Raw genomic sequence first — 13,235 nt, 5'->3', positions numbered from 1 at the left:
AAGTTCAGAATTTTTACTTTTTGGATAACCTCTTTGTTGTGGACTGTTGCGGAATGCAACAAAATACGTGATAGTAACCTTAACTTTTCCTGAGAACGTAAAGCAGGTTTTCGGAAATTTCGGAACCAATCATGCCTCTTTCACTTTCTACAGTTAATAAAAACTTTACCATTTTATTCTACCAGTTCAAAATCTCCCTGTTCAACATATTTAAGAACTGCTTTATGGTCAGTTCCTACTATTTGTGCAGCATTATTACCATTGATAAGGGTAATCGGATTGACCAGAGAAGTATTTTCTGTAAAAGTCATTGCATATACCACTCCGTTTACAGAATAATCTACTCTAAAAGGCCTGTTTATATCACTAAAATTAGTTTCAATTTTTATTCCGTATTTTACATTCGGACTGATACATTCATTTTCTGATAATTTTGAACCGTCAGCGTGAACAAAAGAAATGCTTTTCGCATAAATATTCCTTTCTTCATAATCTGAACAAGCTAAAAACAAAAACATGACGAATGCTAAAATATAGTATTGCTTAATTTTCATTTTATTAATATTTTTGATTTATTACTATTTCTTTTGTTGTACCGCCTATACTAACAGTATATTTTCCAGCTTCCAGGTTATTAAAAACGGCCTGTCCATTTTGAACATTCTGAGTCGCAATTTTCACACCGCCTTTTGTCAAATCAGCTATGGCTTCATTCTCATCGTATAAGACTTTTATAATTCCGCCGGCGTAACATACTGCATCTTTTTTATAAAATACAGCACTGCCCAATTTGACCGTAACAGTCCATTCTTTTAAAACTGACTGATCTTCTGAAAGTACCTGAAACTTTACAGGATTAGTAAAATCGATACTATTTGATCCTGAAATTTTATTGCTTGTCCCGATAAATAATCTGGCTCCTGCACTTAATTCAAATAAGGCATTCAATGCTGTAACATTAGTTCCTTTAGCAGCATAAAGTGTTATTAGCGAACCATTAATGATTTTAGTGGTCTTTAAATCTTTAATGCTAAAATTGGTAATTTCAGTAGTACTTTGCAATGCAGGACTTGCAAAACTATACGCCTGAAACAAATCTCCGTAATGCTTGTTGTTTTCAAATACTTTTGTTTTTTCTACATTTTTAACAACATTGTTTGCTGAATCATAAATCCTGAAACTAACAACTTCATTATCGGTATTCGAAAAAACGGTTAAATATACCATGTATTTTTTTTCATTTGGCACATAAATCGGGCTGGCGATTCCGCGGCATTCTCCATTAACAAAAGCAGCCACTTTATCGTTGCTGTTTGTTAAGTCTTTTCCATCAGCGTTTATGAAACCTTCAAAAGACATGGTGTACTGAAATTTATTTTCATTGACTGACCAGTCCGGCGATTGGCCAAATACAGTACTGCTTATTATAAAAACCAATAGCGTTATATGGATATAATTTCTCATTTTTAATTGATTAGAAACTCCTAAAACAGTCTCAAGAGATGTTTTAGGAGCTCAATTATTGTTTATTTATTTTTCACAACTTTGCTTCTTACCAGCTTTCCATCAACTTCAACTTCTGTGATGTAAACTCCTTCCGCTATGTTTGGGGAAATTGAAATTACATTGTTACCGCTTTCAATAAACGCCTTTTGGCTGAATACCAATTGACCGCTTACTGAATAAAGCTGAACGCTTACTTCCTGCTTTTTAGCTGCATTAAGTTCGATGTTCAGAACTGTTGCAAATGGGTTAGGATAAATATTGTTCCAGGTCTTTGAAACTTCTTCTAAAATAACCGGATTTGTAATTGTCCCCAGTACTTCATTTCCTTTAAATATAAATGATTTTGAAGTTTCTTTTTTCGAGAATCCGTCTCCAAGTGTAAAGGAAAGTTCTTCTGCATCTTCACCAAAAACAGTAATGAAACTCAGCTCTTTTCCGTTTATAATCTGATTTCTTGCAGATCCTTTTAAAACACCTTTTGAATCATAAACAAACAATTCGTCAAATCCTTTTGGAAGTAATACAACAGCATTCATGTTTTGTGAATACTTCGTAAACTCTGATTCAATAGATTCCTGTTCTTCAGCTTTAACCGTTTTTCCGGTTCTGCTTTTCTCTAAATTATCAGGATACTTAAAAGTCTGGTCTTTACTTGATTTAATCATGTAGCCTTTTCCGGCTTCTAAGTATTTCAAAGTTCCGTTCCATCCAATAATAGGATCATAGATCGCAAACAAATTTTGAGATTTAATAACATCTCCGTCAGCAGCATCAAAATATGCCAAAGCCTCGTTAGTGGTTTGGTTTGATGCTATCGGATAAGAAAGCCAGTTCCAGTTTTCTTTAATTGGGAAACTCCAGGTTGAAACATCTACATTTTTACCTTTAATTTTTAAAGTCTGTTCTTGCGTTACATTTACTTTATACATTTTAGAAGACGAAAGTCCTCCGTTTGCACTTATTGTACCGGACCATCCGCTGTTTGCAGGGTTTGAATTGTCTTTAAAATAAGTATCCAGTAATGCTGGAGAATGACTTAAAATACGGTTAGAAGTTTCTAACGTTAGATTTTTTGTTAATGCATTCAAGTCTGAAAAATTTGGATCATTTGTGTTTAAAGAAACCCAAGTCCATCCTTTGTTCAGTTTTATTTCTTGTTCTATAACACCCGAATTTACAAAAATGTACGGTTTGCTCATCGTTCCTAATACTTCATTGTTAATGAAAGTAACAGATGAATTAGACTCGATAGAAGCTTCTAAAATTTTACCCTGAGAAGCATCCCAGATTTTAAATTTCAGGTTCTCACCAGAATTTGCATTGCTGTAAATTGTTAAAAATGCGAAATATTCTTTGTAAGCTTCATTGTAAATCAGTTTTGCAGTTCCTCTTACCTCTTCATTATAGAAAGCAGCAATTTTATCATAAGAATCGGCAGATAATACTCCGTCAACTTTTACTTTTCCGATGATATTCATACTGTAATCAAAACGCGTTGGATCAACATTCCAGTTTGGTTCCGGAGCTAGTACTCTTAATTTTGTCTGCAATTTTTGGTCGTAGCCAAAATCAGTTTGTAAATATAAATTCTCCAGATATTCTCCAACTGCAACATTTTCATCAACAATTGCCTTAATGATTGTTTTAGTATTAGGATCAATACTTCCCGATGTTTTACTTAAACTTAACCAGCTTGGAACATTGTTAATGGTATAAGGCTGTTGTTTTCCTCCTTTGTTAACTAGTGTAATTTCGAAAGTTTTAGTTTCGCTGCTGTTTTTTGTAAGGTCAACAATTTCGTTGTAACCTTCGGCAAACCAGCTTACTTCATTACGACTTACATACGCTGTCCAGGTAACCGGGGATTCCTGCATATTATTGGCACTGTCAAACATTCTGTGAACCGTAATGTCTAAGATCTGTCCTTCTAATGATGCCCAATCCGTAATAACTGGTGCAATAATCATTTCACCATCTTTAATAACATTTGTGGTTACAAATTTAACCAACTGTCTTTCTGGTTTTATTGCCGGAGTATCATTAGAATAATTTACAGCTCCGCCACTTAAAACTGCGTTATTTACGACAACCGTTTGATTGGCGTCTGCATGATAATATCTTGGTCCGTTTGCTGTAACCGGATCAGGAACATTCATTCGGGAGTATAATAATAAGCCAATGCTCTCTACATCAACTTCATTATAACTGTCTCTGTTTATTTGCTCGACATTACGAAGTGTATTCCACAAACGGAATTCGTCTATCTTACCCGTAAAAACACGATCAACAGTTTCTTTTCCTGAAAGATCTTTTGCTCCCCTCGCTCCAAGCCAGATTTTATTTCCTGAGAAACCTCCAATGGCTGTCATCTGGTTTGAAGACACTAATTGTGTATCTACATACGTTCTTAACGATCCTTTTCTGTTGAACAATAAAGTGACATGATGCCATGCATTATCAGCTATGGTTCCTGTTGTTAAAACGTAGGTCTTACCTTCACTTTTCAGTAAAAGATTACCAGAATTATTCATGTCAACAGACCATTTGTTAGATAAACCATTGCTTTGAACAATATCTGAACCATCGCCTTTTCCGTTTGAGAAAACAGTAGCTTCCTGAGAAGTTCCTGTTTTAATCCAAAACTCCATAGTGGCGTCCATTTCTTTAGTGATCTGAACAAAGTTCACATTGTCCATTGCTAAATATTGTCCGTTAGCAAAGTCATACGAATTCCCTTTTGGCTTGATATCCCATGAAGTGTTTACAGTTGCATGCTTAAATCTTGCTAAATCTTTAGCTAAAGCATCCCTGCCTTCATTCATTGGCCAAAACCCAACCAGATTAGCTTCGTTACCTATTAATTTAGAATACATTTTTGAATAAGAATCTTCTCTGCTTAATGCTTTATTCCATAAACGAAGATCATGTACGTTACCTGTAAAGGTATTCCCTCCTACTAACAAAGTATTATTGTTGGCAAATTGCATGTTAGCTTTACCACTTTTCGAACCAATTTCAGTATCATCTTCAAAAATTCTATAATCACCATTGCTGCTGTTGTATGTAAAAGCATAATGATGGAATAGATTGTCGTTTTTCAATCCACCTTGAACAGTAATATCCCCTAATGTGAAGGAAATATTTCCGTTGCTTAAGCCGATATTTAAACCACCATCCTGAGAAACGATAGAAGCATTTGAAGTTTTGGTTTCATTATTCAACCAAAATTCAAGACTTAAATTCCCCGAACTAATTTTAGGACTATTGATTACTGCCGTATTGTTACTTCCCTCGAAACGTAAACTTACATTATGATCAATTTTTAATTGATTTGTCTGCCCTTTTATTTCAATGGTACTTACTGCGGAATTATAGAAAATATTTTCATTAAAACTTACTTTCAAATCATCACCGGCACTTAAGATACCGTTTGTAGGCAAAGGTGTACCAAATAATTGAGGCGCACTCAGGTCTACTGTTCCTGAGATAATCTCAGCAATAAATTCGGTGTCATTTGTACAGGTACTTCTAGCTCTAATTTGATATTTACCATTTGCTAATTTTAAGCCTGCAATATCAAAATTATAACTTAAGGTCGTAGCCGCGCCAATCGATGAAATCTCAGTTTCTTTATTATTTACCGCTTCATTATAAAATTCAGGAGTTCCATAATACGTGTGAAGACGAATCCAGTTTGGACTTGTCTCTAATTTATATTCCAGGTCAATTTTCCTGAAACTTTTAAATTTGGTATTATAACCTGTTAAATTTATAGCTAACGGCTTAGTTGATCCATCTGTATTAAATGCTTTTTCTCTATTGTGCACCCAGTTGTTCAGCGGCGCGCTTACCGCTACGCTTGAGCATGATGGAACGAAACTTGCCGAAACAAGCACTTCTGAACTTACATCTGCACCGTCACATAATGACTGCAGTCTGATTTTTATGTCCTTATAATCATAAATATCTGAAATAGATTTACCTAAAGTCAGTTTATAAATAACTTCTTTTCCATAAGGAACATTTACAATTGTACCGTTTGGCTCAATATTAATTACAGCATTATTTGGATTAGTGGTATTGTCTACAACTAATAAGAAATCAGCATCAGAACCGGATGCACTGTTATTTTGAAGTTTTAATTCAAATTCAGCTTTTCTGGTTTCTACAACGTTACTAACATCGTTGTTGGTTACCATAAGTACAGGTACTTCTACTTTTTGTGTAGCAAAGTTTAACTTTTCACGTTTATCACCAACCAGCTCATTAATTACAGTGGCCGTCTCGCTGTAGTCCGTTTTATTATAAAAATGAGTTAATTCTTCACCTTCATACGGACATGAGGTTCTTCCTCCTTGTGTAATAAATACTGGACCGTTACCATCAAAAGAGTTTACTACATCTACACTTAAAAAGTTCGCTTTATCATTGTCTTTAAAAGTATAATTTATATTGGTAGTCGTTGTTTTTTCTGTAGATAATGATGAATTAAAATCTTGTTGAAAAAATGCTTTTGTATTAAATTCCAGACCAACTTTATTTACTGAAGTACCAAGTATCGCTGCTACTGACTGATCAAGAACGACATTATAAGAAGTAGTTGAAGCAGATACTACACTTGTTTCTACACTACGGGAATATGTACCCAAACCTGAATCAAAAGAAATATTTTTCTCAAATTCAGACTCAAGCATATTTTTAATTTCATTAGACTGATTAAGCTGATTCGATAATTTTTCTTTAGATGCCGGAAAGCTGATGTCATCATAGGCTTCTTTAACTCCTTTAGCAAAGTTTGCTATAATGCCTGTCAAACCTGTTTTATAGGCAGCACGATCACTTTTAGCGGCAAATTTAACTTTTTCGTTGTCCTGAATCACTTTTCGCCACAATCTGATTTTCTCTTCATATTCTGCTCTTTTTTGTACGTTCGCAGCAGAGTTAGGATCCGGTCCGTTCAAATTATTTGTTATAAACAACTCATACTCCGGAATCAAAGTGCTTAAAATATGCTTTTGCGAGTAAACAAAAAATGTTTCAGTAGGTTTATCAACAAAAGTTAATGCCTTTTGCTTACTGATGTAAATTGGGTCGCTTGTAGTACCTAAGTTTACATATTCTGCCGGAGTCAAAGGTATAGCGGCGCCATTTACAAATTTTTGTGGTATTGTTTTAGACGTTTTAATTTCATCGTACGAACCGTAAAATATATTTTTTGAGTTTCCAATGTATAAATCCCCGTCAGAACCTACATAATCCGGGGAATCACTGGTTGAAATTGCTTTACTAAAGGTATAGGTGCTTGTTACACTTTTACCATCCTGAGAAGTTTTGGAAATACCAACACCAGTAACTGCTGAATTTTGCTGCTCAATTGATACTTTTGGTGTAGGCACTAAACCTCCCTGAAGTTCAAAGTACATTCCGCCTGCAATGGTAAGCTCTTCTGAAACTCCTTCCTGATGAGCAAAAGAAGCTTCGGATGTAAATGAAACACTTTCGCCTGCTTCAAGTGTAGCAAAACTATTCGAACCGGGCGGATCTCTTAAAATAATAGCAGGAACGTCTGGTGCTGCTGTAACAAAAGTCTGGCTTCCATCTGATTTTCCTCCCAAAACAATTCCGGTATCTTTAAAATTTTCAACTTGATAATCTACTTCGTTTAAACGGTATTTTAAAGTACTTTTTATTTCAAATGGAGGCGTAATTGAAGGAATTCCTCCTTTAAATGAGTACGTTAAAGTACTTCCATCTGCTGTAATGGTCTCTGAATCTGGTAAAGCAAGATTGTTTGTTTTTATCAATTCTCCATCAGTTACAGGAACTTTTACTTCGATAGCTGTACCTGAATCATTATTGGTATAACGTTCAAAACGATTCATTACAATTTTATACAGACTAAATTGGGAGTAAATTGGTGTTGCAAAGTTTTCTGTAGATAAATAGTTTTCTCCAACTTTGATGGTCTTATCAGAAGTTTGTTCCGTTACCTGCAATACAGGGGTTGACCTGTACGTAAAACTTTTCTCGTAATGGTAAGGTGTTCCTGTTAAGCTTTTATCTACATTGCTCTCTTTATACTTAAACTCAGGTGTTTTGACAACTGGAATTCCCGAAAAATCAAATGTTTCTGTAGTCCCTGCTTTTAATAATGAAATACCCGAATTGCTTTTAATAACCAAATCATTTGCTTCCAAATTATATTTTAAAGGCAATACCACAACCCTGTATTCTCCTGAAGCTGTATTAGTTGTAAAATTAAACTTCGTATAATTGGTAACCGTGGCCCCAACTGGTGCATAGCCTAATGTAAAATCAGCTTTACCAATATTATTTTTTGCACTGACTTCAAGATTTTTTGTTATTCCTGAATCGATAATCGTTTTTGTTACCAGACCTGTGCCACCAAAACCAATAGCTTTTTCAGCCTCTACAGCACCTCCAACTACTTTACCTACTATGGTAACTTTGGTGTTGTCTACAAAATAAACCGGCTCGTTCGAGTCTTCGAAAAACTCTTTAAATTCAGTTGTCGCAGCAGGGAAACGTCCGTTATACACAAACTGATGGCCGTCTTTTTTGATGGTGATATAGTGTTTTCCAATAGGAACGCTGATGTCAAAATAACCGTTATCATCTGTAACTACTGGAATGTTATTAGCATCCAGTACAATATTCCCGTCAATATATACATTTGCTCCAGCTGTATAGATTGAAGCATAACGCTCTAAGTAATCGTCTGACTTATCTGTTGGTGTTCCTCCATCATTTTTCCAATATTTTGCTTTAGGAAACTTTTCACCATTTATTTCATAATAGTTATATCCTTCATCAAGAATATTGGCTCCTCCATCAATCCATGCATCATTTTTATTTTCAGTTTTTTTTCCGTCTACTTTCACATAAGAAGGAAAAACTCCACGAGTATCATAAGCAACTACACCTTTAAAGCTAAATGATGACTGATCAACAAAATCAATTTTATTTACTACTTCAGAACCTAATCCTAAATAAACCAACTGTTGATTTGGTTCGAATTTATGCTGACCATACATTGGGGTAATGTTGTAAGATTCTCCCGTACCCGAATATTGAATGGCACTGATTTGATAATTTCCTTTACTGTCTGTAACCCCTAAAATACCTAATTGAGATGTTGTTGGATAATTATCTGCATCTGCTGCCCATAAAACCTTACTGCTTTCTGCTGTATTAGCATCCCAGAGTTTACCGTGATTTTGGTTAAAATTAAATCCGCTGCGGGACAAATCATAAGCATATCTTCCTGCTTTTTCATTAGCTCTCAGGTAAGTTATCATTCTGGAATCGTTTCCGCTTATAAATCTGGAATAATCAGTTCTGATTACCGAGGATTCTAATGCTGCCTTCCAAATTCTTATTTCATCAACGTAGCTTGATCTTCCTCCACCCACTTTAGCATTATCCCAGGTAACACCCGAAAGTTTCATGGTCCCGACAGGGATTGTTGCTTTAAAATAAGGAGCTGTATAAGAGGGATCAACCCCTTTCAGTTTACTGTCTGCTTCCGTTACATAAGCTTGTGTAATCTGCCTTCCGTTAATATATAATAAAGGCGTCTGATTATCATTTAGTACAACAGAAAAATGCACAAAAGATTTATTAAAATCTGAGACAGGTACAAGCAGATCATTCCCTCTCGAGTTTAAATTACCAGAAGGAAAATAATTCATTATTGTATATTTATTTCCGCCAATAGTAACGTCTATTGATTTACTAACTGCATTCAGTTTTACTGCAACATCAATTTTATCACTGCTTGTCGAGCTGGAAATACTAAACAGTCGAATCTCAGCTTCTGAATCGCTTGCATAAGCTCCATTTGGTTTTACCCAGGCCTGAAAAGTTGCTGAATTTGAAATTACTGTTTTTAAATCTTTAAGATCTACAAAACCAGAAGCAGGAATATTCAAAGCACTGCCTTTGGCAACAGCACTGCCGCTTGGAGTTGCTGTAACCACAACATCACTAACAGGATTTCCGCCTTTATAACTAATATTACCCGTTACTACAGCTGTAGGATTTCTGTATCCTATACCGGTAATATAAGTACTATACAACCCCGGTGTTCCACTAATTCCCTGGGCTTCTACCTTATATTCATACAAAACTCCTCCCTCTACATATTTATCTTCATAAGTAGTTTCTGAAGAAGAAAGGCCTACTACTAAATTATAAGGAAGATTTCCTGCCTCTGTGTAGACTCTTCTGTAGATCTTGATACTTTTTACCAAATTTTCATTGGCTCTTAAATTCCATGAAATCAAAACCTTATCTCCATAAAAACCTTTCGAAACATCAAAAGATTCTTCTGCAAATGTGTTGTATAAATACAGCGTATTCCATGGAAAACGAATATCCGCAGGATTCGTACGCCTTGGCCCTGTTTTATTTTGTCCTAAAAATGGAAGTCCAACCTGTATGCTGAAACCATTTTTTTGAATTGCCTGCGAAACGGGTACTATTTTAGCTCCATTCGTATTTTGAGCATAAAGTCCCGCCCCCAGAACAAACATTCCGAGAACTGCAATTATTTTCTTCATAATTACAGCTTTACAATTTGATGATATAGTTTACACCATAGTTAACAGGCCTTGTTTCAGAATCTCCTGAATTTGCTGTGGTTACAGATATATTTGCATATCCAGTATCACTAGTTCTCCTAATTTCATATCCCGCATTATCATAATCAGTATTACCATTAAGTCCTCTCCTTTCTGATACGGCGATATTACCACCACCCTCAGAATAGTAAATATCCCCATATCCATGAGTATGCCCGGAATCACTTGCCGATGCACTGTGGTTATGGCTTTTAAAACTATCGTTTTGTGTTCCTTTTAAAGCCGGTCCTGGCTGATTGTTTACAGGACTGTTACCCGTACCTCTTAAAAACATACCCTGCAGATTAGGTGCATTATTTCCAACCAGAGCAATTAAGGCCTTCGCTGTTGTTGGCAAAGCAGCTCCGTTGCAAAGTACCCAGCCTTCCGGGGCAACAGTACCGATAAAAGGCATAATGGATCCTGTTGGAACACCATTGTTAGCAGAAATAGCATACGGTACATGGCGTAATTTTTCATCAGAGATAATCTCTGTTCCTTTCTCAATTCTAAGATAAGCAGGATTATTAGCAAATAAGCTGTTATTAACCGCTGTTGGATCTATTACATCAGAGAATACCCCAAATGCATCAGTTGTTACATTTTTAGTGATTTTATAAATAGTCTGTTCAATACTGGAAGCATCCAGGTAATATAGCGTAAATGTAAGATTAATAGTCTGATTTAATAAAGCAGTATTATTAGCATCTCTGGCAATACCCTGCACTGCTATTCCTGACTGAGAAGCTGAACTTTGCGCATAACTTGACATTGTTGCACAAAAAAGACACAACATTAATAGTAATTTTGTTTTCATAGATATTATTTAAAAATTAAAAATTCGACATAAATAAGATGTTTCACATCTCATAAATAAAGCCCAAAATTATTTCAAAAAAAATGACTATTTAAATAATAAGCAGAGACAAAAGGGGGACAAATCACGTTACTAAAAAACATAAACCATTAAATTATAAACACTTAAAAAAAACACTTTTTGTGAGGATTTAGAAATTGCAGTAAAAGTGAATTTTTTCATTGCAGGTCACATATTTCAAAGCAATTGCTTTCAACTTCATTGCATTGGGAATATCTTTAAAAAGAATTTACCTGATATTAAACATCTTTTTCTGTTTATACTGAAATGAAATTTAAAGAGTATAAGAAAAATTTTATAATTAAGATTTTCAAGCCATTAGTTTAAAAAAAAATACTATTGTGCTACTTTTTTATTTAAAAAAGACATTTATTTTTATAGTTTAGCCACTTCTAATAAGCCCTATTCAAAATGATTTTCTGTACAAAAAAAAACAGACTCTTTTTTGTGTTATTCGCCATTTTTCTATCTCAAAATTTACATGCTCGAGAACTATCCCAATATTCTTCTACAGATTTAATCAGTACTATCGAATCGATAATTATAAAAGAAAATAAGCCTAAAAAAGATACTGTCGAACTCAAAAAACGGTTGGCTTATTTAGAAAAATCTTCCAGCAAAGCATCATCTATTTTATATCACGCATTGCTGGCAAATGGCTTTTCGGTATACTTTGACAAAATAAATAAGAGAAGTGAGTTTTATTATTTAAAATCAATTGAAGAATCCAAAAAACTAAATGACCCCAGTCTTATTATCTGGACCCAATTGAATTATTCAAAATATTTATATTTCTATTGCCAGATTGATAAACTAATTCCAATTGTACTCAAAACAATGGAAGAAAGTAATAAAATAGAAGCCTCAGAAATGATTTTACCCGAAGAAACCTTTAAATTCTTTGGCTGGATCATGTCTACCGTAGAAGATAATTCTGCCATTGTCTATTATAAAAAATCCATGCAGTATATGGAAAAACCATCTTCCGAATATGCCGGGGTTTTAAATGCAATTGGCAACTGTTATTTCAGAAATAAGGATTTAACAAATGCAATGCGTTATTTTAACCAATCTGAAGCCATCGCATTAAAAATAGGTGACAGCGTCAGATATGCAAAAATATTGGGAGACAAAGCACTTGTTTATGAAAAAAAAGAAATCTGAAAGATGCTGTAAGTTTCTTAAAACAAGATATCTCCTATTCTCAAAAATTTAAGATTGACAAGAATGAGATGTATGCTTCGATACTATTAGCCAAAATTCTTTTAAAGCTGAAAAACACATTTGAAACTGAAAAAATTTTGGAAAGAGCCGGAAAAATCGCTAGTTCAAAATCCTACTACAGAAGCTCATTGAAAGAAATCATTGAATTAAAACTTAGTATTCTGAACGGTGAAAATCCCGGAAAAGAGCTGCTGCTAAGACGTCAGCTGAAACAAATTGAGGAATATCTGCTTAAGACAAACGGTAATACCGTACTGCAAAGATCGTACTGGCTTATTCAGAAAAAGAAGTATGAAAATGATACTAACAAAATTCGATTAGAATTAGAACAGGGTGAAAAAATCAAAATCATCTTAATTCTAATTTCAGTCTTAACGATAGTATTAAGTCTGATTACCTATAGTTATTTGAATAAAAAATTACACACAAAAAAAATAAAACTTGAAAATGACAGGCTGCTTTTTGAAAAGAAGCTCAACGATGCCAGTTCTGACATAAACACCTATGCCGAGTATCTTAAAAATAAAAATAAGCAGATCTCAATTTTAGAAAATGAACTTGAAGAAATTAAAAACTCTTCTTCAATATATCAGGAAGAAGAAAAAATCAAACTTCTTGAAATATTAAACTCTCATCTGATGACAGATGAAAACTGGAATGCCTTTAAAAGAGAGTTCATAAAACAGCATGGCGATTTTTATAATACGGTAATGGAAAATTTTCCGGAATTAAAAGAGTCTAACCTTAAAATAATAATGCTCCAAAAATTAGATTATAATAATTACGAAATATCCAGTTTATTAGGTGTTACAGTTGATGCAATCAAAAAAAGCAAACAACGATTAAAGAAAAAATTAGGAGACAGGTATGAGCTTTTATTTGAAATTATAGATTATAAATAGTTGAAATCAATTGTAGTTTCCCTCAAGTTCAGCAATATCTTACTATGTTAAAAAAATCTTAGCTTCCAATCCGAATTAAGATTA

At 34.2% G+C, this 13,235-nt stretch carries 6 protein-coding genes; 2 read left to right on the top strand and 4 right to left on the bottom strand.

Features of this window, described 5'->3' with window-relative positions; genetic code table 11:
* Nucleotides 1–173: 173 nt before the first annotated feature.
* The 4 genes from P5P89_RS19485 to P5P89_RS19470 all read right to left on the bottom strand — a co-directional run bounded on the left by P5P89_RS19485 (nucleotide 174) and on the right by P5P89_RS19470 (nucleotide 10,965).
* On the bottom strand, nucleotides 174–554 hold the full coding sequence (locus P5P89_RS19485; protein WP_278009812.1) for a hypothetical protein: 381 nt from the start codon (nucleotides 552–554) through the stop codon (nucleotides 174–176).
* Between the two features lie 4 nt (nucleotides 555–558).
* Nucleotides 559–1,464, bottom strand: coding sequence for a hypothetical protein (locus tag P5P89_RS19480; RefSeq protein WP_278009811.1), 906 nt, complete (start codon nucleotides 1,462–1,464; stop codon nucleotides 559–561).
* A gap of 62 nt (nucleotides 1,465–1,526) precedes the next feature.
* Nucleotides 1,527–10,088: a T9SS type A sorting domain-containing protein gene (locus tag P5P89_RS19475; RefSeq protein WP_278009810.1), complete on the bottom strand. Its 8,562-nt coding sequence runs from the start codon at nucleotides 10,086–10,088 to the stop codon at nucleotides 1,527–1,529.
* Between the two features lie 10 nt (nucleotides 10,089–10,098).
* On the bottom strand, nucleotides 10,099–10,965 hold the full coding sequence (locus P5P89_RS19470; protein WP_278009809.1) for a phage tail protein: 867 nt from the start codon (nucleotides 10,963–10,965) through the stop codon (nucleotides 10,099–10,101).
* Between the two features lie 471 nt (nucleotides 10,966–11,436).
* Here P5P89_RS19470 and P5P89_RS19465 point away from each other — a divergent pair, with 471 nt between their 5' ends.
* The gene (locus P5P89_RS19465; protein WP_278009808.1) at nucleotides 11,437–12,189 is read left to right on the top strand and encodes a hypothetical protein; all 753 of its coding nucleotides are present in this window, start codon (nucleotides 11,437–11,439) and stop codon (nucleotides 12,187–12,189) included.
* Between the two features lie 68 nt (nucleotides 12,190–12,257).
* Nucleotides 12,258–13,151, top strand: a complete 894-nt coding sequence (locus P5P89_RS19460) for a hypothetical protein (RefSeq protein ID WP_278009807.1) — start codon at nucleotides 12,258–12,260, stop codon at nucleotides 13,149–13,151.
* Nucleotides 13,152–13,235 lie beyond the last annotated feature (84 nt).

Origin of the sequence: Flavobacterium gyeonganense (genome assembly GCF_029625295.1) — a bacterium.
Classification (GTDB): Bacteria; Bacteroidota; Bacteroidia; order Flavobacteriales; family Flavobacteriaceae; genus Flavobacterium; species Flavobacterium gyeonganense.
This window is presented reverse-complemented; position numbering and strand designations above follow the sequence as displayed.

Excerpts from the sequence above, each read along its gene's own strand:
- P5P89_RS19485 (WP_278009812.1), bottom strand. The coding sequence starts at position 554 with ATGAAAATTAAGCAATACTATATTTTAGCATTCGTCATGTTTTTGTTT.
- P5P89_RS19480 (WP_278009811.1), bottom strand. The coding sequence starts at position 1,464 with ATGAGAAATTATATCCATATAACGCTATTGGTTTTTATAATAAGCAGT.
- P5P89_RS19475 (WP_278009810.1), bottom strand. The coding sequence starts at position 10,088 with ATGAAGAAAATAATTGCAGTTCTCGGAATGTTTGTTCTGGGGGCGGGA.
- P5P89_RS19470 (WP_278009809.1), bottom strand. The coding sequence starts at position 10,965 with ATGAAAACAAAATTACTATTAATGTTGTGTCTTTTTTGTGCAACAATG.
- P5P89_RS19465 (WP_278009808.1), top strand. The coding sequence starts at position 11,437 with ATGATTTTCTGTACAAAAAAAAACAGACTCTTTTTTGTGTTATTCGCC.
- P5P89_RS19460 (WP_278009807.1), top strand. The coding sequence starts at position 12,258 with ATGTATGCTTCGATACTATTAGCCAAAATTCTTTTAAAGCTGAAAAAC.